Consider the following 23,772-nt stretch of genomic DNA (forward strand, 5'->3'; position numbering starts at 1 on the left):
CTTGACCGTGATCAAGCCATCTAATTACGAAGGAACCAGTATCTCAGCTGCTACCAGCCGACAAATATCTGTTTTACTAATTACTCCCACTGGCTTTTTATCATCCAGAACCAGTAGCCCGGATATATCGGCCCGCAACATCAGGTTAGCTGCGTCTTCAATACCATCATTGGCAGATATGGTTATAACGTCTTTGGACATGATGTCCAGCAGATTAAGGGACACTTCTTTCCGTATGGTTGGTTTTATGGCCCCCAGCACCCCGATAAGATCAGAATAGGACACCACTCCCAAAACAATATCCTCTTCATCCACCACGAATAACCTACGCACCCCTTCCTTGTACATCTTTTCAAAGGCTTCTAACGGACTGGTACGGGCGCTGATGGATATCACCCCTTGATTCATGGCCTCCCTAACTTTCATATTATATCACCACACAATTAATTCCGGTTATTCATAAGTTGTCAAAACACAAGATTAATAGTATCGATTTTTAATTGAGGAATATTAATTGAAGGATTTGAATTAAACCTGATTAATCTAGTTATTTTTAATAATAAGATAGAATTGGTTCTTCTTGATATAATTTTTATTGAAGCAACATTGTTTATATCAAGCAATGTTTTCAAGGCACGCAAAGTTTTAAATAGTAACAATATCATTACCAGTAATATAGCAATGCTGGTGTTAATTTTTTTTATGATCATAAACCAGTGCCCCTCAAGACATGCATATTGTCTGTGATGAACAATATTGCTAAGAAGACAAACATTTAAATAGTATAATATTATAATAAGATAATACGAGGGAATTGTCATGATGCGAATAAGTATGTCCTTACCCAAGAAACTTTTAAACGAATTTGACGAAGTTTTGAAAGACCGAGGATACCAATCAAGATCAAAAGGTATAAGAGACGCTCTTAAAGACTACATTGTCCGTTACCAGTGGATGAATGAGATGGACGGTGATCGGATAGGAATTCTGGCCGTAATCTACGATCACCACTACACTGGAGTGATGGAAGACCTCACCGATATCCAACATGACTTCCGAAAATTCATTAATGCGGTGATGCATGTACACATGACGGAAAAGTACTGTTTAGAAGTTATTGTGGTTAAAGGAGATGTCAACTACATAAGGGAACTAACCGAAAAGATAATGAGATTAAAGGGCGTGGAACACGTCAAACTGACCAGTACATCCAGCGGGGAGAATATGTAAACATATTTTATTTAATATCTCCCATTATTAATTCCGACCCCAAATCTTTTAATTTAGACTTATTTTTATTATCAGAATTTTTATTAAATAGATTAATGCCAGTATAAATGATGAAAATTACTTCATATCATGAGAACCTTCTATCTGACAAAGAACGTCTAGCAGTTTTTTTTGAAGCAATCACCAATAAAGCCAGGGGAATAGTCTACGATCTAGGCACTGGTTCAGGTGTTCTTGCTGCCAAAGCAGCTCCACTGGCGAACCATGTTTATGCCGTGGAAAAAAATGAAATATCAGCTCAAACAGCTTTAAATACACTTTCTCATTTTAATAATGTTTCGGTGATGGTGGGAGACGCCAGCCGCATAGAGTTTCCAGAAAATGCAGATCTCATAATCTGTGAGATGCTAGATACCGGTCTAATCGATGAAGAGTTGATACCCGTAATCAAACATGCCCGGTCATTTCTCCGAGAAGATGGAAATATAATACCCTGCGCAGTTTTAAACGGTGTAGAACCAATTAATTTACGTGCTGACCATTTATGTTATCAGGAAGAGTTAGGGGAATATTTTGAAGTCATGGGGCCCCTTAAAATATATGATCATTTGGATTTGACGAGAGAAATTGATGAAAAAGTAGATCTAAGTTTAAAGCTTAACATAAACTCCCCTGGAAAGGTAAATGGAATAAGAATCACCACGTTCACTTTACTTACCTCAGATATAATCTGTGGCCCCACACCCATGCTTAATCCACCTTTACTAGTGCCTTCCAATTCCTTGACTGTTGAAAAAAACCAGGAAATATGTTTAAATCTTAAATACATCATGGGGGGTGGATTAGATACCATTAAAGCAAGAATTAACTGAATTTATAGCAGGATATAAGAAATTAATAATACTGGGAATTGGCAATGACTTGAAGGGCGATGATGCTTTGGGAACATTCATGGCCAGAAATTTACACAACCTGAGCCCAAAGATAGTAACCATAGATGGGGGGGTAGTTCCAGAAAACTTTACCGGTGCTATAAAGAAAGAAAATCCAAGCCACATTCTTCTTCTGGACGCAGTAGATATGAAAAAAGCCCCTGGATTCGTAAGAATAGTTCATAAAGAGGAAATACCTAATTATAGTATTTCAACTCACTCCATGCCTATTTCTTTCCTGATAAACTATCTGGAGATTGGTACCGGCGCTAAGATAGCCCTCATTGGAATTCAACCCCAGAGTATGGAGCTAGGTCAAGAGATGACCAGGGAAGTAAAAAAAAGTGCAATTCATGTTTTGGATATACTAAAAACCATTCTTTTACCTTAATTTTCAAGCCAATCTTTAATCGTTTTCAAATTCGTCTAGGAACCCCATTTAAATACCAGTTACTCCAGATATCCTATACAATATCTGGACCTATTTAATGTTTGAATCCGAATTTTAGTGATCTAAATGAAATTAATGTTCATTGGCGCTCGTCTCTTTGAGGACGTAGCATTATACACCGAAAAACATGGTATAACTTCAGTATTAACTGAATCTAACCCTGATGCTCCCAACCAAGATTTGGCAGATGTCCTCCACCTAGTTCCTCGAGGAATGGAAGGACCCAAGACAGTAGCCATTAAAGAAGATGTGGATGGTGTTGTTCCATTAATAGGGGTTGACGGGCCTTTATTATCTCTATCAAGTTTAAAAAAGGATTTGGAAGAAAATTATGGGATTCCAGTAGTCACCTCACCATTAAAAGCTTCTTCTATAGCTCAAAACAAATATAAAACTAAAAAATTCCTCCTAGAGAATAACCTTCCCACCCCCCCGTTCCAGTTGATTAATATGGATCTCTCTGAATCTCATTTCAATTTCCCAATGGTTCTTAAACAGGGACACGGACAGGGTGGTGTGGGGATTGAAGTCGTTAATAATCACCACGAAATGATTGAATACTTGGAGAAATTCGGGAACGCCCTGGCTGAAGATTTCGTAGATGGGATTGAAATCTCAGTGGAAGTGCTGGGTTGGAAGGGGGATCACATTCCATTGGTACCCGTTTATAAGGGAAAAACCAGTCCAGATGGTAAACATCCCCTTTTCAAAGTTAAAAAATCGCCCCTAGAAATTGATGGCATTGATAATTCCACGAACAATGAGATGATCCGTGAATTAGCCCTTAAAATTTGCAGATTAATGGGCGTAGAAGGTTCCGCTGATTTAGATCTCATATTTGACGGGGAAAAAAATCTGGTTCTGGAGATCAACACCCGTCCCAGTGGTACCCGCTACCTAACCGCCGCTTCATGTAATATTAACCCCCTCCAGGAGATGGTAGACATGGCCACCGGAAAGTGGAAATCTGAACAAGTGCAGAAAAATATTAAGGATTATTTTGCAATGGAAGTGCCGGTGGGTGATTTCTCCACTAAACGCAACAGTTACCTTTACAGAAGCTTCGAGGAGTCCCATGGTTGGATAATTCACGGCCCCCCCCATCATCAGCGAATCACTATCAGGGGTGAAACCAAAAAATCGGTTTTAAAAATTGCCCAATCACTGAAATTACCATCATTAATCGAGGAACCATTATATTAACTTTAATATTAACATATATACAAAAAGTGAACAGAATCTGAAGAGAAAATTTTAAGTATCATGGTGAATGTGATTATTGAATATTTATAATACGATCTGATTAACACGATCCTGGTGGTAGATTGAACGAGTTACAAACAATGACCTTATTATTCATTTTAACCTTCCTGGCCACATTGTTGTTTACCTTCTTTGTAAGAAAGATTTTAAGGGATGCAGATATAACCGACAGCCCCATAGTCACTGAACATCGTCATAAAGCTGGAACCCCCACCATGGGGGGTTTAGCCATGCTCCTTGGCATACTGTTAGCTGCAGCCGTTTATTTCACCCAGAGAAATCTGGTTTTAACCGTCATAATCATGATGGGCTCCGGTGTGGTGGGACTTCTGGACGATCTTTTGGGTCTGAAGGTCAAGGAACTGCAGAAGGTAGTTCGTAACATCAGCCATCAGCCCGTTGAAATTGGCCGATTAACTCTTAAACCTAAAGAAGAAGCCAGAGTAACCACTGAAAAAGCTAAAGGTGATCTTAAAACACTCCTTAATGAGGAAAAAGTTGAAGTCATCGGAGAAGTTCCCATAAAAAGTGAAGTCACTGAACGTGACAAAATAATAGCCCAAATCGTGATATCATTGTTCCTGGTTGCTACTGGAGCGGTGAGCAGCGGAGTTTTAGGTTTTGAGTTGGGAATACTAATTATACCAGTGGTTATCTTTGGAGTCATCGGTTCCATCAATTCTGTAAATCTCATTGATGGCATGGACGGTTTGGCCGCAGGAATCTTAGCCATCGCATCGGCTTCATGCGCCATAATCACATTTAATAATGGAAATTTATCCGGAGCTCTACCCTTCGTGGCTCTGACCGGGATTTCCCTCGGTTTCCTGGTTTTTAACCGTTACCCGGCCAGTATCTTCATGGGAGATACTGGATCCTTTGCATTGGGGGCGGGATATATTACTGCCGGTTTTCTGGGAGATGTGATATACTTCGCAGTGTTGGCCCTGGCCATACCCATCATTTCCGTGATAGTAAGTCTTCTGCACCGTGTCCATGTCATAAAACTTCCCGTGGAACCTCTACATCACACTTTACACTATAAAGGTCTCTCTGAAAAGAAGATAATAGCCATTTACTGGGGCATTACCTTCCTGATCTGCATCGTGGCCATCACCACTCACCAATTCATAAGTTAGGTTGAATTTATGAAAAAATTAAACACCACCTATCTGGCCTTTCAGGTTCAGGGAAAACTTATAGGCAGGGATCGTCCTATTAAAGGGATTTTTAACATTCTTAAAGATGCCAAAGAGGGTGATGTGGTAATCAGACACTGGATAGATGTTTCTGGAGTTGATATAGCTGCTAGTAAAGGCGTGGCATGCATAGTGACCCAAGAAGCCCGTGGAGACGCCATTTATAAGGCAAAAGAGCTTGATATGTGCCTTATTATTACCGAAAAGATCGAGTATGCCAATGCATTTGCTCTCCGCTGGGCCATAAAGACTTTTGCACCTGAAACCCTGCGGGTGGTAATTACCGGGACTAATGGAAAGTCCACCACGAGTCACATGATACATAACATACTCCAAGTAGCAGGATTTAAAAGCCACACTAATACCGATTCCCTATCTGAGTTTAACACCCTTATTGACCCCATGGTAGCAAAACAGATCGGCGAAAGTAAGGATCTGGAGACTCTGGTTTTGGAGGTTTCAGAAGTGCAGGGATGGGAAGACAGGATCATGACTGATCACGCCTTTTTAATGACACAGGCCATTCAACCCCAGGTTCTGGTATTCACCAACGTGTCCATGGACCATATCAACCTGGTGAACTCCATTGAAGATGCTTACCGGGAAATTTCAGGTGCTCTGCGGAATTTCAAGGGGAATGCTGTGGTTTTAAATGCAGATGACCCCCTGCTTATGAAGATGAAGGATATGGTGCCTTCCGAAGCGGAGATTGTAACTTTTGGAAATGGTGGTAGGGTAGAGAATAAGGATGAGGGAATATTTTTGGATGGAGATATATTATTAAAACCAGAAGAACTGCCATTTCATAGTCCCCACTTCCTCCAGAACACCATGGCAGCCATTGCTGCTTGTAAAGCTTTAAATATTAAAAATAAATTCATAAAAAATGGAGTTAAGTCTTATCAGGCCCTTAAAAGAAGGTTTACCATTTTAAATAGGAGACCACTCATAATAGATGATTTCGCCCACAACCCGGAGGGTATTAAAGCCACCATAAAAAGTGCGGCTGAACTATCCAAACACCAGTTTTACATAGTATGTTCGATTAGAGGATCTCGTGGGAATGATATAAATGAGATTAATGCTATGGCAATTGCCCAATCTCTTAAAGGTCTGAACTACACCCTTATTTTAACCAGTAGCCAGGAAGTGGTGGACCAGGCAAACTGGGTACAGGAGGAGGAGAAAAAGGTATTTATAGAGGTACTGAAAAAGGAAGGTATCCAATACACTCATCATCCCCAGTTAAGCACTGCCCTCTTTGAAGCCGTGGAAATGTCCAGTTCAGATGATACCATATTATTAATAGGTGCCCAGGGTATGGACCCTGCTTCTGATGTTCTAGAGAAATTTAAAGAGCAAGGCATAATGAAGTAGAAAAAAAACCATGATTGGATGTCCTAAAAATTTTATCTTCTATTACAACATTATCCTATTACAACCTTATCATCCCTGATTTTCTATAAGTTTCCATAATAAATGTTTATAAATGATATAACCACTTATAAACCAGGACCCTCCATATAAAATTACAACAAACATTTATCATGAGCCAAGTCACCAGAGAAGGTCTCAATTAAGTACAAATCACATATTATGATACAAATTACGTATTTATGAAGTTTAAATTTTTTAGGGTTAATATGGAATATATAATTTAATCGGTTATTTTAACCCAGCGTGGCCTAATATTGATATAATGAGCTTGAAGATAACAGAATGGATTAGTAGACATGGATTAGGAGAGTTGTCAAAGATATGGATAGAACCAGTGAAAAACCCTTTAGAAACTCATTTAAGAATCAGGAAAATGTTTTTGGAGTTCTGGGAGTATGTGGAATAGTCGGGAACCTGGCGGCCAGGGTCCTTATGGATCATGGATGGGAAGTTTTGGGAAGTGATCTTGAGTCTTCTGAGAAATGCCAGTACCTATATACTTTAAAAGATTATAACATTCCCCTTTACCTATCTGGGCACCCTGAAGAGTTTTTCGAAAAATCTGACTACCTTATACCTCCACCCAGCCTTCCCAAGGACTCAGATACCTTTCGAAAGTTGGAAAGTTCTGGGAAGATCCTTGAAATTAATGATATCATTAATGGGATAAAACCAGAAAAACCGGTTATATGTATTACCGGGACCAATGGCAAAACCACCACCACCCATCTATTAAAACACATAGCAAGGGTTGCCGGACTAAAAACTACAGAGCACGGTTTTAAGAGCCTTCAGGGCAACATAGACTACATTCCACCCTTACAGGCTCGTTTGGATGGCGATATTGCAGTACTGGAAACTGGAACCGAAGGCACCCCTGGTGATCTTAGATTCACAGTGGAAAAATGTAAACCCTCCTGTGGAGTCCTGACCAACATAAATCCGGACCATCTTAGCCAGGATGCAGACTTTTTAAGATACGCACGTATAAAAGGGGAACTCCTGGAAGAACTCCAGGAAGGAATGGCAGTCATTAACTGCGACGACCCCACCATATGGGGCCTTCTAAAAGAGGTAGACTACCAGGGTAAGGTTATAACCATTGGAGTGGAAGATCATCCTTCCCGTATTTCCACTAAAAAATGCTGGTGTGGAGAAGAACTGCTACTGGGAGAGACCATATCCGGGGTTGGTTACTATCGCTGTGAATGTGGCTTGGAACGTCCCCGACCAGATTACCGTGCCAACAACATTACTCCCCACAGTTTCCTCTTACACACACCCCATGGAACTCATACAATAAAAATGGGGATAATGGGATTACACAATGTATACAATGCCATGGGAAGCATAGTAGTAGCCCTAGAATTTTTAAAAATACCATTAGATGATATTAAAAAAGGCCTGGAAACCTTTAAAGGCGTACCTGGACGTCTGGAATACGTAAAATCATTACCAAACACTGATTTCATTGTGGACTATGCTCATAATCCCTCTGGAGTGGAAACCGTTCTACAGGAACTTAAAAAGATCTATCCCAAAGTGGCAGTGATCATCACGGTCTCTTCCGAATCCCAAGAATCTGGTGACCTTGAAATATTAGAAAAAGCACTATATTTGGCAGATTTTATAATCCCTGCTTCCTTCTTTTCTCGTAAAGCAGCGGAAAAGTATATCTCTCGAGAGGAAATAATTACTACCGATATTGAACCAGTTGAATTCAGGGAAGGAACCCTGGGAGCAACTTGTGAACAGGTTCTGGAAGGGTTGAAAAAGGCCACCGGTTGCAATGTTGATGCTATCGTCTGTATCGGAGAAGCAGCCATCAAATATAAAGATGAAATAAATACTTATTTATCACGAAAATAAAACAAGAACTTTATTGAGAATAAAAAAAGAGGAAAGATTGAAAATCAACGGTGAACATCATGTTCATTAAAGTAAGAAGAGATACTTTAATAATTTTATTTCTGGCCTTCCTACTGATATTATCAGGTCGGCTGATGACTTATATGGCTTACGCCTCCTCAACCGAAACGGACCAGGGAATACCCATATCCGGGGTCATAATTAAAGGAAATGATATCGTGCCCACTGATTCTATAAGGGCCAATATCGCTAGTGTCGGATTTAGAACCGGTAGTTACATTCAGGGCGATACTCTAATAACCAGTAAACGTAAGGTCCCCATTTCTGAAGCCCTTGAAAATGCCCGTCAAGCGGCCCTTCTTTCCACCATACCGGGTACCAGCGTGACACCCATTAAAGCAGCCGACGTTAAGCTGGATAACCAAACCGGTATACTGACTGTAACCGTCATTGAGGACTTTTCCATGGTAGAGGTGAAAGAGACATGAATGGTAACGTCTTAAAAAGGGTTATGCTCCTTTTCATCACCCTAATCCTGGTGGTGAATACATCGGCAGCCACCATGAACGTGGTCATAATCACCGACCCCACGGGTAAAGATCCCAACGGGGCCGCGGCGGGGAGTATGTCCTTCGCTGAAAACATGTTCCAGTCCACCTTCATCATGTCCAAGGAGAAAAACTTCGCAGTTTTATCGGGAGGGGAAGGTAACCAGACCCCCCGTTTAGGTGCTATTGTGAAGACATTAGAACTTTTAGAAAACGGGGCCACAGCAGCCGACGCTGCCAGCGCAGCCAACAGTTTCTCCGGAATTAGGATTATGACTGGAGGCCCTACAATTGGGGCAGCTGTGGGTGGTTCCTTCGATGTTTATGTGGTGACTGTGGACAACAATGGGACCATAACCGTGACCCCCGCATCAGGAGGGCTAGCGGTATTGCCCCCTGGGCAGAAAGGTGCCATCATCCACCTACGGAACACCCACGGAAATCCCCAATATGGAACAGCTGAAAGGGTGCGTCAGGAAACTGCGGTTATGATTGGTAAAATGATTCGTGATGGTTATCCAGCCACAGATATAATGGGTGAGGTTTTCAAGGAAGTCTCTAATGATGCCGGAGAAAAGTATGGGGGCGGTGCTGTTAACTTGGCTTCTTCCATCACCACGGGGGACATGTTCACCCCATCCGATCTGAACGAGACTGGTTTTCCCATGAACGAACCGTACAGTAAGATATGCCCCACCTGTGGATGGAGCTCAGCCTATTCCGGAGCTGAAGACTACCAAACCTGCCCCCTAGACGGAACAGATCTAAAAACCATCTACGCCTACGACGCCCTGGTCAACACCATTACATCTACCGGAGAAGGAATAAGTGTTTCGATTTATGGAACCGACGCTGCAGGTATCAGTGAAACCACCCGTGAAATAGTTCAGTACTCGGTGAAACAGAATGGTTACAATGCCGCCAAGATCGCCCAAGATATCAACTCCAACATTAACAATGGGCTTCTGGTGGGAGTAAACTACGTGGAAGCCAAAGATATTAACATCCGGGAGAATTCCCGTGCCGTGGGAGTTTATTATAAAGCATTGCCCGACAAAAGGACTTCACCACCCTGGGATTTGCCCATTAGTTCTTCTGTCCTTAACATTGTGGGGAACATGCAAACCGCCCTGGGATTGATTTTGGTAGTTCTGGTACTATTCAGAAGTACCCTCCTAACTTCGTTCATGAAAAAAAGACGGTGATGAAATGTCCTTAATCATGATAAGAGCAGATAGTAAGGATAAAATTCTAAACAGTCTGGCGGATATGGAAAGACACGCCAGACTTAAAATAAACGGAACACCACGAATTATTCAACCAAAAATAGCCGATGAAACTGCAAAAAGAATAATGAAGCAGAATTTAAAGTTTAAGTCATCCCAGTCTGTTTTGGTGATGGTGGAAGGTGATACTACCCAAAGTATTGTCCAGATAAGGAAAATTCATCCCCCGGCACACCTAATCGTGATAAGCGAAGAATATCCTGAATATAATGCCCTAGAAGCTGAATTCAAAAACTTACCCTATTTTAAGGGTTACTACTCCCACAAAAAACGTTAAAAATTATGGGAAAAAATGGGATCTTTGCCCTAAATTTCCTGATATCTGAATAAACCGAAGAAAATCCACTCAAAAACTTCCAATTTAATTTCTTTTTATCCGAGCGATATCTCCAATAGTCGCGCCCCTTACATTTCTAGAACTAACTTCCTCGGCGATAGTTTCATCAGTTTTTTCCAGAATGGTGATACCCAGAATTTTTTCCAGTTTTCTGGAAAGCTTCATATCTGGGATCATACGACCAGATTCAATGCGGTTTATTACGGAAACTTTTTCATAAATCTTCTCCGCAAGTTCTTCACGACTCCATCCCTTTTTTTCCCGAGATTCTCTGACGACCTTGTTATAATCCTCAATGACCTCATATGATGGTTTAGTTGACCTGAATTTCCTACCGGGCCCTGAAGAAGTTCTTCTAAATTGACCCTGTGGCCGTGGAGGTTCTCTTTGGACTTTGCCAAACTTGGAACATTCCTTACAGGTGTTCATTACCGAACTTTCGATTTTAGTTTTTATGGGTTGTCCGATTATCTTTTTTCCGCAAATCTCACATCTCATGGCGATCCCTTTATTCTTAACTTAAATTTATAATTTTACACCTCAATATTTAAATATTATTAAAGACCATAAAAAGCATCATATAATAAAGTGTTAGAAATTATTTTTTTCCAGAAATCAATGAGGAGTGAACATTTAAGATGGAAAAAACATCCCATAATATTTTAAAGAAGATAGAAGACCTTAAAAAAGAGATTAAAATCCTCAAAGAGGAAAATGCCAAGACAAAAAGGAACCTCATGTGGAAGGTTAGGAAACTAGAAAAAGACAAGGTCCTAATTGAAAACGAAAAGATGAGGTTGGACCGTGAACTGAAATCCCTCCGTGGAGAAATTGAAAGGTTCCGATCTCCGCCACTGGTGATTGCCACCGTAACTGAAGTACTAGATGAGGGTAAAGTAGTGGTGAAAAGCAGTACTGGCCCACATTTTGTCATTGGATATTCACGTTTCATGGATGATAAGGACTTAGAACCAGGAGCCAGAGTGGCTCTAAATCAACAGACCTTCAGCATCGTCAATGTTTTACCTTCCGAGAAAGACCCCATTGTGACGGGTATGGAAGTTGAAGAAAAGCCAGATGTATCTTACACACAAATAGGCGGATTGGAAGAGCAGATAGTGGAGATTAAGGAAACCGTAGAACTGCCTCTCAAAAAACCAGAGTTATTCAAAGAAATCGGCATAGAACCTCCCAAAGGAGTGCTTCTTTACGGGCCCCCAGGAACCGGGAAAACTCTACTGGCCAAGGCCGTGGCCCATGAAACCAACGCAACCTTCATAAAGATCGTGGCCTCAGAATTTGTGCGTAAATACATTGGAGAAGGTGCCCGTTTAGTGCGCGGAGTATTCGAACTGGCCAAGGAAAAATCTCCCAGCATAATATTCATAGACGAAATTGATGCTATAGCTGCTAAAAGACTTAAAAGTTCCACTAGTGGTGATCGAGAAGTTCAACGTACCCTAATGCAGCTTTTAGCAGAGATGGATGGGTTCGAGGCACGAGGAGATGTGGGTATTGTGGCCGCCACCAACCGACCTGACATTCTGGATCCGGCCTTACTGAGACCGGGCCGTTTTGACCGGTTCATTGAAGTACCGGTACCCAATGAAGATGGTCGTCGAGAAATTCTCAAAATACACACCAAAAACATGACCATGGAAGAGGATGTGGACCTTGATCTGGTATCTGCTCTTACCGACGGAGCATCAGGTGCTGATGTGAAGGCCATCTGCACTGAAGCAGGTATGTTTGCCATACGGGAAGAAAGGCCCATTATAACCATGAATGACTTCCTTGATGCCGTGGATAAGATTATGGGTGTGGAACGGGACGAAGAAATCCGAAAAGAAGCCGGAGTTATGTACGGATAGACCTATCTGTATAACTCTATTTTATTTTTAAAGCCTGTGATGAACCCTATGAGCTCTGAAACCCGTGATGAATGATGGGCGATCTGAGGCTTTTTAATATCTTATAATTAGTCAAATTATTCATCAATCATCTTATAAGTTATTCAAATTATTCATCTAGTGTCCCTGATTTTAAAACTAGTTCTATCAGTTCTTCTACACTACTGGAAACCTTCTCATATTCTAATCCTAAAATCTCTGGTCTAAGAACCACAATGATTGGGATTTCCAGCTCCAAGGCTGCCTCAATTTTAGATGTGGTCCCGCCAACCGCACCACTATCTTTAGTCACCACCACTTCTGCGCCATATTCCCTCATAAGGGCCTTATTGAACTCAGCGGTGAAGGTGCCCTGCATGGCGATTAGGTTTTCTCCAGGCAGACCAAGTTCCAAGGATTTTTTTATGGAATAGGGATTGGGAAGAACCCTTGCCACTATCCTATCAGCATCTATGACCTCTGTAAGATGGTGCAGAGTGGTGACTCCTGCCAGATGCATAATACAGCCATTGTTAATTGTTTTTGCAAGTTGGGCTGCTTCAGGGAAGGAAGCTACCGGATGAATTAGTGAATTTTTGGGTAATGTAGTAGCTGGCCGTTCCAGCCTGAGGTAGGTGATTGCTGTTTCTTTACTGGCCTGGATTGCATTACGGGTCGCCTCTGCTGCAAAGGGGTGAGTGGAGTCGACCAGGATGTCTATGTGATGTTTCTTTATGATATGAGTTAGTCCATCCTTTTGGAGTGGTTTACTAATCACTGTATTAGCACCGGCTGATTTGGCAATTTGGGCACCATAACTGGTGACCGTGGTGGCCATGATGTAGATGTCATTCTTCAGGTTTTTCAACTTCTTTATGAGCACTGTGGAATCACTGGTACCAGCCATCACCATTATTCTCATTTTAGAAGCCTCTCAACCAGGAAATCACTTACCAGTATGGTACTGGCGATCAGGAGAACAATTATCCAATCTACACCAGAAAGAGCAGTTGTTTCGAATATACCCTGCAAGAAAGGGGTGTATATGACACCCAACTGGAGTAAGAAGGAAGATGCTACTGCTATTAACAGAAATCTGTTGGAAAATCCATGTGTCGATCGGCAGTTGAACACGTTGAAGATCTGGTACATGACGAAAACAGTAAAAGCCATGCTCATGGCCTTGATCAGGTCGGTTCCATTGCTCAGCAAATAGTAGTACAGGGCCAGAGTTCCGACGGTCATCACCACCCCGGCAACGATTATTTTAATAAGATTTTTCCGGGGTATTATCTCTTCTTTCAGAGGAGGACGTTCCATAACACCTTTTTCGGGAGGTTCCACCCCTAAAGACTGGGCTGGTGGTCCATCCATAATAATATTTATCCACAATACCTGTATGGGGTTGAAGGGTACTGGAAGACCCATTATGGAGGAAGAAGTGATGGTAAGTATGGCTCCGATGTTGGTGGAAAGCTGAAAGCGCACAAAACGGCGGATGTTATCAAATATAGTTCTTCCTTCGCGCACCGCCTTTACTATGGTGGCGAAGTTATCATCCTGAAGGAGCATGTCGGCAGATTCCTTGGCCACATCAGTCCCGCTCCCCATGGCAACACCAATTGCGGCTTTTTTAAGTGCAGGAGCATCATTAACCCCGTCTCCAGTCATGGAGGCAACATTGCCCTTCTTCTTAAGAGTTTCCACTATGCGAACCTTTTGTTCTGGGAAGACTCTGGCATAGACCCCCACCTTGTCCACCATGTTCTCGAATTCCTGGTCACTGAGCAGATCTAGTTCCGCCCCAGTTAGGGCTATAACGTTATCTGCGTCCACTATACCGATTTCCTTAGCAATGGCCACTGCGGTGTCCTTGTGATCACCAGTGATCATTACCACTTTGATACCGGCCTTATTGGCCACGGCGATGGCATCCTTTGCTTCCTGTCGCGGGGGATCCATCATCCCCACCAGTCCGGCGAAGATTAAGTCCCTTTCCAGGGTTTCCTTGAGAGATAAATTTTCAGATGGATCCAGCTTCCGGTAGGCGAATCCCAGAACCCGTAGGGCATTACCGGTCATGTGCTTAAGGTCATCCATGACTTTAGTGTTGTCTACAGGAGTTATGGAACAGATCCCACTTTCTCCCTCTATCTGGGAGCACTTCTGCAGCAAAACCTCTGGAGCCCCTTTAACCAGGATGTAACGATCCTTGCCAATCAGGTTAACGGTGGTCATCCTCTTACGAGTGCTGTCTAGGGGAATTTCCAGGAGCCGGGGATTTTTTTGTTCCAATTCACTGCGGTTGTACCCTGCCTCTTCAGCATATAAAAGAAGAGCGGCATCAGTGGGATCCCCAATAACCTTTCCTTTGGAAATACTGGCGTTGTTACACAAGGCAGCAATGGTGTAAACCATTTCCGGTTCATTGACCTTAACTTCTCGGACCGTCATCTGGTTTAGGGTTAGAGTTCCGGTCTTATCCGTGCATATAACGTTACAGGATCCCAGAGTTTCTACGGCCAGTAGTTTTCTGACAATGGCGTTGCTCCGGGCCATCCTCTGCATACCCAGAGCAAGGGTTAGAGTTAAAATAGCAGGCAATCCTTCCGGTACAGCTGCCACGGCCAGAGAAACTGCAGTCATAAAGGTTTCGACTATATCTGAACCCTGTAGATATTCAAGGACAAATACAAATATACAGACCACCACGGCCAGTAACCCCAATATCTTTCCCAGACGTGCAATCTTCTGCTGGAGGGGAGTTTCCTCATCTTCTTCCTGTATCATCTCCGCGATCTTACCTATCTCGGTGTTCATGCCAATCTCTACCACTACTCCCTTTCCACGTCCGGAGGAGATGTCAGATTCCATGAACACCATATTTGCCGGGCTGTGACCATCGTCATAGATGGCTTCGGTGTGTTTTTCCACGGGTAAAGATTCACCAGTAAGGGCCGATTCATCCACCAGGAGATCGTAGCTTTCTATGATCCGCATGTCAGCAGGGACGTTGTCTCCTTCCTCCAGGAGAACCACATCTCCCCGGGTGAGATCTCCAGCACTGATTTTCTCCTCTTTCCCATCCCGGATAACTACTGCCTCACTGGATATAAGTCCTTTTAATTTTTCCATGGCCTTTTCAGCACGATATTCCTGTATAAACCCTACCACCGCATTAATTAATACTACAATTAGGATTACTATGGCATCCAGGGTGTCTCCCACGTAGTAAGCTGCCACTGCGGCTATGATCAGAATGAGTATCAGAATATCCATAAATTGGCCCAAAAATAGTCTGATTGGACCTGCCTTTGCTTCTTCAACCAGTTCGTTTTTACCATATTCCAGAGTACGTTTCTGAGCCTCCTCAGTGGATAAACCATCCCTGGTTGAATTTAAGTTCATTAAAGTTTCATCTACAGTAAATTTAAGCCATTTCAAAGGGAACACCTCTGGAAGAAAACTGCTTTTTTATAATTGATAAGTTTCATATTTTTAGGAGTGTTTATAGAGTCTGTGGAAAAGGGTTTTATTATCAAATCTGCCCCTACATCTTCTGCCACCTTCTGCAGGTAGGGATGGAGTTCTTCTGGGGGTCGTATCGAATAAATGAGTTCCGCATCCTTATATATTTTTAAGTCAGGATGGGTAATATCATCCTGGACTACGTGTTGATGGCAAGGTTTAATATCGGTCATAATAATATTCACCTTAAGCCGTCTTTGGAGGTCCAATGCCACTGGGTTAAAACGTCCCACTCCCACCTCCACAATACGCTTGGCGTGAGAGTAGTGCTGGATTATATATTCGGAAAAATCACTCCACATGTCATCACTCACGGAGAAAGTCATGATAATAAGAGAATTCAGGCGTCCGGACGTTAAGCAAGTTCTGGAAATTGAGTTTTCCTCTTTTAAAGATCCTTACCCGTCCCATATTCTGGTGGATATTTATAACCTGGGCGCTGGTTTTCTAGTGGCCCAGCAAGATAATATGATCGTGGGATATATTATATTTTGGATCAGATTTGAAGATGAGGGCCACATAATATCACTGGCGGTGGAAAAAAAATATCGCCGGAAGGGTGTGGGATCCAGTCTGGTATGGTCGGCCCTGGATATTTTCAAAAAATACAACCTAAAAAAGATAAAACTGGAAGTAAGGATAGGTAACAAGGCGGCAAGAAAGTTTTATCAAGAAATAGGCTTTGAAGAAAAGGAATTCCTGCCCAGCTACTACGATGATGGGGAAGACGCCGTAGTCATGGAAATGATTCCCATCAATGATCAATTCAAACTATAAATTCATTTATGATTAGAATGAACTGACTAAAAATAGCTTATTAAATAATTAGATTACGATAACAGGACTAATGGATGATAACAACATGGTGATGGCATGCTTAAAGAAGCTAAACTGGCTCTAGAAGACGGTACCATTTTTAAAGGTAAGTCATTCGGTTTTGAGACCATTAAAACAGGGGAAGTTGTATTTGCTACTGGGATGACTGGATATGTGGAATCTTTGACTGATCCATCTTATAAAGGTCAGATCTTAATGTCTACTTATCCGCTGCAGGGTAATTATGGTATATCATCAGAGTGGTTCCAGTCTGATGGTATAAAGGCTGAAGGGTATGTGGTGCGTGATTTAAACCTCCATCCATCACACAGCCTATCAGAAAAGAGTTTATCAGATTTTTTAAAAGAATATCAGATTCCAGGTATCAGTGGAGTCGATACCCGCTCATTAACCCTGAAGTTACGCCGTTTTGGTACACTGAAAGGGGCGCTGGCCACCACTGAAATTCAGGACGAAGAACTTCTAGACATGGCCCGTAATCAGCCAGGCATAGAAGAGATAGACCTGGTGGATGAGGTTTGCGTTGATAAGCCTCGCATTTTGGGAGAAGACTATCCATACAATGTGGTAATATTAGATTGCGGGATAAAAAACAACAGCATCAACGCTCTATTAAAGCGAGAGATTGGGGTGACCATTTTACCATACCATAGCAGCCCAGAGGAGATCATGGACTACCAACCACAAGCCATGCTGGTTTCCAGTGGCCCTGGAGATCCTACCAGGGTTAAAAAGGCAATTCAAACTGTTAAAGATCTTAAAGAAAGAATGCCCATATTTGGTATCTGCTTGGGGCAGCAAATAATTTCCCTGGCCTTTGGGGCTAAAATATATAAGATGAAGTTCGGGCATCGAGGAATAAACCAACCGGTTAAGGACCTGGAAACAGGCAAAGTAGCTATTACCTCCCAGAATCATGGTTTCACTGTGGATCCTGAATCTTTGTCCGGCCTTCCCATCAACTTAACCCAGTTAAACCTGAATGATGGCACTCCAGAGGGGATCAGGCATGATGAACTCCCCATAGAAAGTGTACAGTACCACCCGGAAGCCGGCCCCGGACCACATGACAGTGATGGCTTCTTTGACCATTTTGTGGAGACTCTTAAGGATTATTGATATTAATAGATTATTGGAATTATTGAAATCTAGCGTTATGACCCCAAATACCTTTTAATAAGATTGTAATGAGGATTGTAAATGCCACGGGATAAAGACATTAAAAAAGTGCTTATCATTGGCTCGGGACCTATCCAAATAGGTCAAGCCGCCGAATTTGACTATTCAGGCTCTCAAGCCTGTAAATCCATACAGGAAGAGGGGATAGAAACTATACTGGTTAACAGCAACCCGGCCACCATCCAGACCGATATGGACATGGCAGATAAGGTTTATGTGGAACCCCTCACCCCCGAGATAGTGGCCAAAATAATAGAAAAGGAAAAGCCCGATGCCATACTTCCCACCATGGGTGGTCAGACTGGCCTCAATGTGGCCACTGGCCTGGAAGAGATTGGTGCCCTGGAAGGGATTAAGGTCATAGGGTCATCTGTGGAAACCATACGCAACGTGGAGGACCGTGATCTGTTCGATAACTTCATGAAAGATTTAAACGAACCCGTGCCCAGAGCCAGAGCAGTGGAATCACTGGATGATGCCATAAAAGCCGTGGAAGAGATAGGTTATCCAGTTATTGTGCGGCCAGCCTTCACTCTAGGAGGTACTGGTGGAGGAGTAGCCCATAATGAGGAAGAACTGCGGGAAGTGGCTGCCCGAGGACTGGACATGAGTTTCATTAACCAGGTTCTAATTGATGAATCGGTAATAGGCTGGAAGGAGTTCGAATATGAGGTTATGCGGGACAAAAACGACACCTGCATCATAGTCTGTAACATGGAGAACATTGACCCCATGGGAATCCACACCGGAGAAAGTATAGTACTGGCCCCCTCCCAGACCCTCAGTGACGTGGACAATCAGAAGCTGCGTAATGCATCCATCAAGATCATAAGAGCCCTCAAAATTCAGGGGGGCTGTAACATACAGTTCGCAGTACACCCCGAGACTGGAGAGTATAAGGTAATCGAAGTAAATCCGCGGGTGAGCAGAAGCAGTGCCCTGGCATCTAAAGCCACCGGATATCCCATCGCCAAGATATCAGCCAAAATAGCCATTGGCATGACCCTGGACGAGATACAGAACGATATAACCAAGGAAACCCCTGCCTCATTTGAGCCCACCCTGGACTACGTGGTGGCTAAAATCCCAAGATGGCCCTTTGATAAATTCAAAGGAATTAGTAAAAAGATTGGGGTGCAGATGAAGTCTACCGGGGAAGTCATGTCCATAGGCCGCACCATTGAAGAATCTTTACACAAAGCCATCCGTTCCTTGGACATCGGTAGGTACGGATTTGAGGAGGTGGCCTTCACTAGGAACGAGTTGGCGAACCCCACTGATGAACGTATATTCCAGGTATACACCGCCCTCAAACAGGGGATGAGCGTGGAGGAAATTCATCACATCACCCGGATCGATAAGTTCTTCCTCCACAAAATATTGAACATCATAGATTTCGAAGAAAAAGTCAGTTCAGAATCCCTGAAAGACCCCACTATAATGGGTGAATCCAAACGTATGGGATTCTCGGACCGGATCTTAGCCCAGATGGCAGGGATAGATGAGGATGAAATACGCCAGTATCGAAGGGAGATGGGAATAACTCCATCCTACAAGATGGTGGATACGTGTGCTGCAGAATTCGAAGCGGAAACCCCCTATTACTATAGTACCTATGAATTTGAAGATGAAGTAGCTGTTTCTGATAATAAAAAGGTTATCATCATTGGTGCCGGGCCAATAAGGATTGGTCAGGGCATTGAATTTGATTACTGCTGTGTTCATTCCGCTCTGGCCTTAAAAGAGGAGGGTATTGAGACTATAATTATCAACAATAATCCGGAAACGGTGAGTACAGACTATGACATTTCCGACAAACTTTATTTTGAACCACTTACCCTGGAAGATGTGATGGCCATTGTTGAGAAAGAGAAGCCACATGGGGTGGTTGTTCAGTTTGGAGGCCAGACCAGCATCAACCTGGCGGTTCCACTGGCTAACCAGGGAGTGAAGATTTTAGGAACACCCCATGAGAGTATAGACCGGGTTGAAGACCGGGAAAGATTTACCAGAGTTCTTAATCAGTTAAAAATACCCCAGGCAGATTATGGAATAACCTATTCATTTGAGGATGCTCAGGATGTGGCTCAGAGAATCGGGTACCCTGTTTTAGTACGCCCTTCATATGTACTGGGCGGTAGGGCCATGGAAATCGTTTACGATGATCTGGAACTCCAGGAATACATGAAAGAGGCCGTACGAATCTCGCCAGAACATCCCATACTGGTGGACAAGTTCTTGGAAGATGCTATTGAAATAGATGTGGACGCCCTCTGTGATGGTGAAACCGTGTTTATTGGGGGTATCATGGAACATATTGAAGAGGCCGGAGTACATTCCGGAGATTCTGCCTGCGTAATACCACCTCAGAGCATTTCAACCAATGTTCTACAGACTATCAAGGATTACACCCGCAGATTAGCCCTGGAATTAGAAGTGGTGGGGCTGATAAATATTCAGTACGCAGTGAAAATTGGGGAAGACGAAAACCCCATGGTTTATATACTGGAAGCCAATCCACGGGCCAGTCGAACTGTTCCATTCGTTAGTAAAGCAGTTGGTGTCCCTCTGGCAAAAATTGCCGCCAAATTGATGATAGGACATAAGTTGCAGGACTTTGGACTGGAGAGCGAGATCCGGGTGGAACATGTATCAGTAAAGGAATCCATATTCCCCTTTATAAAGCTTCCTGAGGCTGATTCCGTTCTGGGACCAGAGATGAAATCCACTGGAGAAAGTATGGGTATTGATGAAAACTTTGGAGTTGCCTACTACAAGGCCCTGCTCTCGGCTGGGATGGAACTTCCACAGAGAGGCAAAATCTTCATTAGCGTCCGGGATTCGGATAAGAACAGGATCCGGGATATTGTAGAGAAGGCAAAGCATCTGGGCTTTGAACTCATGGCTACCCGGGGTACAGCTAAGGCAGTAGAATATCTGGGAGACATAGAAACCATTCGTAAAGTCAGTCAGGGCTCCCCAAACATCCGGGACGCCATAGTAAACGGAGAAGTGGCCCTGATCATTAACACTCCTTCCGGCAAGCAATCAGCAGATGATGGCTATTATATACGTAGAATGGCCATTGAATTGAATATACCCTACGTTACCACTCTGGCAGGAGCCCGTGCTGCCCTCAATGCCATTGAAAATGTGGAAGATGGTAAAATTGGGGTTAAGTCCCTTGGTGAATACCACCAAGACTTGTAAAACAAATGATATGATGAAACCCGTAGCTATAAACTTCAATCTTTTTTCTTGATTACAATCATTTTAGGAGGAAATGTTTAATCACATGATTACCATCCAAAATGGAACCCTGCTTTATGGCGAAAATCTCCTCCCAGTAACCAAAAACCTGTTCATTCAGGACAACGAAATTGTTGAGATCTCTGAGGGTAGGGCCCGGGGGAAGATTATCAATGCGAAAGGGTGTATAGTAGCACCAGCACTCGTAAACAGCCATATCCATCTGGGAGACTCTGTTGCCCGGGACATAGGTGATGGGGAACCGCTAGATAAAATAGTTAAGCCCCCAAATGGAATTAAACACCGCATATTAAGAGAAACACCCCGGGAAGATCTTATTAAATCCATGAGAGATTCTCTGCAAGACATGATTCAAACCGGCACCAGCACATTTGTAGACTTTCGAGAGGGAGGAGTAGAAGGTGTTGAAATTTTAAGGGAAGCCCTGGAGGATATTCCAATCAGGGCCATAATTCTGGGAAGGCAGGAATCCTTCCTGGATAAAAATGCAGATAACTCTGAAATAGTTGCCGATATCCAGGAAATATTGAAAATCAGCCAGGGGATTGGCTTAAGTGGCTTTGGAGAGGTGGAAGATGAAACTGCTAGACATATCGCCCAGGAATGCCTTGAAAATGGTAAGATTCCAGCCATCCATGCCGGCGAAAATGAGAAAATGCAACAGCAATCTAAGGAACAAACAGGAAAAACAGAAGTAGAAAGAGCCTTAGAAGCTGGTTTTAAATTACTCGTACATCTAACTTCAGCCACCACCCAAGATCTGGAGAAGATAATTGAACACGAAGTATCAGTGGTTTGTTGCCCCCGGTCTAACGGAGCCCTATCCACAGGGATACCCCCTATTAAGGAAATGTGGGACCTGGGAATAAACCTGCTATTGGGAACAGATAACGTGATGATAAACTCTCCGGATATGTTCCGGGAAATGGAATACACCCTTAAAGTAACCAGGGGGCTTACCCGAAAGTATTTTCCTCCTGTAGAGGTTTTAAAGATGGCAACTGTAAATGTTGGGAAGGCTACAGGTATGAATCTTGGATCCCTGGAAGAAGGTAATTTGGCAGATTTGATGATTGTGGAACAGATATCCCGTGACCCGATATTATCCCTCATAAACCGCACTCAATCGAAAAACATAATAGGCCTAATAACAGATGGTAAAATATTATACCAGAGGTGATACTATGTACAACAAAATTTTACTACCTACCGATGGTTCTAAACACGCCGAAAAAGCTGCCGAGCATGCTATATGGATTGCCAGCCAAAGCGGTGCCGAAATCATTGTTCTTGATGTTATAGAAACATCTTCACTGGTCGGACTTCCAGCAGAAGATCTTATCGTTAGAATTAAGGAAATGCTTAAAGAAGAGGCTAAAAGATCTCTAGATAGAATTTCAGAGATGATCAAGGAAGATGAACCTGAAATTAAGATAACCCTCATTAGTAAAGAAGGCTCTCCTGCAGATGTGGTGCTAAAAACCATCGAAAATGAAGGTATTGACTTAGTGGTTATGGGAACTTCTGGAAAACATGGTCTGGACCGGTTCTTACTGGGTAGCGTGACAGAAAAGGTGGTTAGATCAGCTAAATGTCCAGTTCTGGCCGTTCACTAATTAGAATAATTATCTAGTTTTCGATTATTTTGTTAGATGGTGTATTTTGTAGATGGTGTAAATATGCAAATAAAGGAAATAATGTCAGAGGATATTCACTTCATACAGGTGCCGGGAAATCGTTCCCATGCCCTGGACATAATGAGGGAAAAAAAGGTTTCAGGACTCCCCGTAGTAAAAAAAGGAACAAAAACCCTGTTGGGTATACTCACCCGATCAGATCTGGTTCAAAACCCAGATGAAGAACAGATCGCCCTAATCATGACTCGTGACATAATATCAGTCCAACCTGAAGATAATGTGAAGGACGCGGCTCAAAAGATGATTGAAAATAACATCCGGAGAGTCCCGGTAGTTAAAGATAGTGAGCTGGTCGGGCTGGTTACGGCTTCTGATCTGGTGAAAAAAGCGTTATGGAAAATGGATCTCTCGGAACCGGCTGAAAAGTACATGTTAAAGGATATTCCCACTACTTGGGAGAGAACTCCTCTGAATGTGGCCTTCGAGATCATGCGATATTATAACCTGAAGGTGCTCCTGGCCCTTAACAAGGACGGGAAGCTCTCTGGAATATTAACTGAAACTGATTTTCTTAATGAGAGTGAAATAGTATCTGAACAGACCGTGCACAACACTTCAGTAGGTACTGAGGGGGATAAATGGTCATGGGATAGTAAGAATGTTCTTTACGTCATAAAGAATCATCTTCAATTCTCGGATAAAGAGGTTAAAGATGTGGCTGCCGCTGATCTGGTCATTGTCACCACTAAAACCACCGTGAAGGAATGCGCCAACAAGCTGCGTCAGAAGAAAATCGAACAGATGCCAGTTATTGACGTGGAAGGAGATTTAGTAGGCCTGATTCGTGCCAGTGATTTGATCAGGGCCATAACCGATTGAA

General features: G+C 42.8%; 22 protein-coding genes. 17 read left to right on the forward strand and 5 right to left on the reverse strand.

Going from position 1 to position 23,772, the window contains the following annotated elements; all coding sequences use genetic code 11:
• Positions 1 to 24: 24 nt before the first annotated feature.
• Positions 25 to 426: a CBS domain-containing protein gene (locus tag FGU46_RS02695; protein ID WP_286476260.1), complete on the reverse strand. Its 402-nt coding sequence runs from the start codon at positions 424 to 426 to the stop codon at positions 25 to 27.
• 393 nt (positions 427 to 819) lie between these two features.
• On the opposite strand from FGU46_RS02695, the gene nikR reads away from it, so the two are divergent.
• The 10 genes from nikR to FGU46_RS02745 all read left to right on the forward strand — a co-directional run bounded on the left by nikR (position 820) and on the right by FGU46_RS02745 (position 10,492).
• The gene (gene nikR / locus FGU46_RS02700; RefSeq protein WP_286476262.1) at positions 820 to 1,230 is read left to right on the forward strand and encodes a nickel-responsive transcriptional regulator NikR; all 411 of its coding nucleotides are present in this window, start codon (positions 820 to 822) and stop codon (positions 1,228 to 1,230) included.
• 107 nt (positions 1,231 to 1,337) lie between these two features.
• Positions 1,338 to 2,102, forward strand: coding sequence for a methyltransferase domain-containing protein (locus FGU46_RS02705; protein ID WP_286476264.1), 765 nt, complete (start codon positions 1,338 to 1,340; stop codon positions 2,100 to 2,102).
• Between the two features lie 31 nt (positions 2,103 to 2,133).
• A complete protein-coding gene (gene hycI, locus FGU46_RS02710; RefSeq protein ID WP_286478504.1) occupies positions 2,134 to 2,553 on the forward strand; it encodes a hydrogenase maturation peptidase HycI in 420 nt (139 codons plus the stop codon).
• Between the two features lie 126 nt (positions 2,554 to 2,679).
• Positions 2,680 to 3,816, forward strand: a complete 1,137-nt coding sequence (locus FGU46_RS02715; protein WP_286476266.1) for an ATP-grasp domain-containing protein — start codon at positions 2,680 to 2,682, stop codon at positions 3,814 to 3,816.
• 140 nt (positions 3,817 to 3,956) lie between these two features.
• Positions 3,957 to 5,015: a glycosyltransferase family 4 protein gene (locus tag FGU46_RS02720; RefSeq protein ID WP_286478506.1), complete on the forward strand. Its 1,059-nt coding sequence runs from the start codon at positions 3,957 to 3,959 to the stop codon at positions 5,013 to 5,015.
• A gap of 9 nt (positions 5,016 to 5,024) precedes the next feature.
• Positions 5,025 to 6,452 (forward strand): Mur ligase family protein, encoded by a 1,428-nt coding sequence (locus FGU46_RS02725; RefSeq protein WP_286476268.1) that lies wholly within the window; start codon positions 5,025 to 5,027, stop codon positions 6,450 to 6,452.
• Between the two features lie 381 nt (positions 6,453 to 6,833).
• Complete coding sequence (locus FGU46_RS02730) at positions 6,834 to 8,381, forward strand: Mur ligase family protein (protein ID WP_286476270.1); 1,548 nt, start codon at positions 6,834 to 6,836, stop codon at positions 8,379 to 8,381.
• Between the two features lie 59 nt (positions 8,382 to 8,440).
• On the forward strand, positions 8,441 to 8,869 hold the full coding sequence (locus tag FGU46_RS02735) for a hypothetical protein (protein WP_286476272.1): 429 nt from the start codon (positions 8,441 to 8,443) through the stop codon (positions 8,867 to 8,869).
• Positions 8,870 to 8,913: 44 nt separating this feature from the next.
• Positions 8,914 to 10,134: a hypothetical protein gene (locus tag FGU46_RS02740; RefSeq protein WP_286478509.1), complete on the forward strand. Its 1,221-nt coding sequence runs from the start codon at positions 8,914 to 8,916 to the stop codon at positions 10,132 to 10,134.
• Between the two features lie 4 nt (positions 10,135 to 10,138).
• Complete coding sequence (locus FGU46_RS02745; RefSeq protein ID WP_286476274.1) at positions 10,139 to 10,492, forward strand: DUF356 domain-containing protein; 354 nt, start codon at positions 10,139 to 10,141, stop codon at positions 10,490 to 10,492.
• Positions 10,493 to 10,576: 84 nt separating this feature from the next.
• On the opposite strand, the gene FGU46_RS02750 is transcribed toward FGU46_RS02745, so the two are convergent.
• A complete protein-coding gene (locus tag FGU46_RS02750; RefSeq protein ID WP_286476276.1) occupies positions 10,577 to 11,050 on the reverse strand; it encodes a multiprotein bridging factor aMBF1 in 474 nt (157 codons plus the stop codon).
• A gap of 140 nt (positions 11,051 to 11,190) precedes the next feature.
• Between FGU46_RS02750 and FGU46_RS02755 the strand changes: the two genes are divergently transcribed.
• A complete protein-coding gene (locus FGU46_RS02755) occupies positions 11,191 to 12,423 on the forward strand; it encodes a proteasome-activating nucleotidase (RefSeq protein WP_286476278.1) in 1,233 nt (410 codons plus the stop codon).
• A 148-nt stretch (positions 12,424 to 12,571) separates the two neighbouring features.
• Here the strand turns inward: FGU46_RS02755 and cobK are convergent, their stop codons facing one another.
• Genes cobK through FGU46_RS02770 form a run of 3 tightly spaced genes read right to left on the reverse strand, consistent with a single transcriptional unit; the run spans position 12,572 to position 16,295 of the window.
• Positions 12,572 to 13,363 (reverse strand): precorrin-6A reductase, encoded by a 792-nt coding sequence (gene cobK / locus FGU46_RS02760; protein WP_286476280.1) that lies wholly within the window; start codon positions 13,361 to 13,363, stop codon positions 12,572 to 12,574.
• Positions 13,360 to 15,885: a calcium-translocating P-type ATPase, PMCA-type gene (locus FGU46_RS02765; protein ID WP_286476283.1), complete on the reverse strand. Its 2,526-nt coding sequence runs from the start codon at positions 15,883 to 15,885 to the stop codon at positions 13,360 to 13,362. The genes cobK and FGU46_RS02765 overlap by 4 nt, the downstream gene beginning before the upstream one ends.
• Complete coding sequence (locus FGU46_RS02770; protein ID WP_286476285.1) at positions 15,882 to 16,295, reverse strand: UPF0146 family protein; 414 nt, start codon at positions 16,293 to 16,295, stop codon at positions 15,882 to 15,884. The genes FGU46_RS02765 and FGU46_RS02770 overlap by 4 nt, the downstream gene beginning before the upstream one ends.
• Between FGU46_RS02770 and rimI the strand changes: the two genes are divergently transcribed.
• The 6 genes from rimI (at position 16,294) to FGU46_RS02800 (ending at position 23,771) form a co-directional block, all read left to right on the forward strand.
• Positions 16,294 to 16,746 (forward strand): ribosomal protein S18-alanine N-acetyltransferase, encoded by a 453-nt coding sequence (gene rimI, locus FGU46_RS02775; RefSeq protein ID WP_286476287.1) that lies wholly within the window; start codon positions 16,294 to 16,296, stop codon positions 16,744 to 16,746. The two genes, FGU46_RS02770 and rimI, sit on opposite strands and share 2 nt — an antisense overlap.
• Positions 16,747 to 16,842: 96 nt before the next feature.
• Entirely contained in the window at positions 16,843 to 17,925 is a 1,083-nt protein-coding gene (carA, locus tag FGU46_RS02780) for a glutamine-hydrolyzing carbamoyl-phosphate synthase small subunit (protein ID WP_286476289.1), read from the forward strand.
• An 81-nt stretch (positions 17,926 to 18,006) separates the two neighbouring features.
• Positions 18,007 to 21,195: a carbamoyl-phosphate synthase large subunit gene (gene carB, locus FGU46_RS02785; protein WP_286476291.1), complete on the forward strand. Its 3,189-nt coding sequence runs from the start codon at positions 18,007 to 18,009 to the stop codon at positions 21,193 to 21,195.
• Positions 21,196 to 21,280: 85 nt separating this feature from the next.
• Positions 21,281 to 22,435 carry an amidohydrolase family protein gene (locus tag FGU46_RS02790; RefSeq protein WP_286476293.1) on the forward strand — a complete coding sequence of 385 codons (1,155 nt, stop codon included), beginning with the start codon at positions 21,281 to 21,283 and terminating at the stop codon, positions 22,433 to 22,435.
• A gap of 4 nt (positions 22,436 to 22,439) precedes the next feature.
• Positions 22,440 to 22,871 (forward strand): universal stress protein, encoded by a 432-nt coding sequence (locus FGU46_RS02795; RefSeq protein WP_286476295.1) that lies wholly within the window; start codon positions 22,440 to 22,442, stop codon positions 22,869 to 22,871.
• Between the two features lie 63 nt (positions 22,872 to 22,934).
• Positions 22,935 to 23,771, forward strand: a complete 837-nt coding sequence (locus FGU46_RS02800; protein WP_286476297.1) for a CBS domain-containing protein — start codon at positions 22,935 to 22,937, stop codon at positions 23,769 to 23,771.
• The last annotated feature ends 1 nt before the right edge of the window (position 23,772 follow it).

The sequence above is a fragment of the Methanobacterium sp. CWC-01 genome (genome assembly GCF_030323845.1).
Classification (GTDB): domain Archaea; phylum Methanobacteriota; class Methanobacteria; order Methanobacteriales; family Methanobacteriaceae; genus Methanobacterium; species Methanobacterium aridiramus.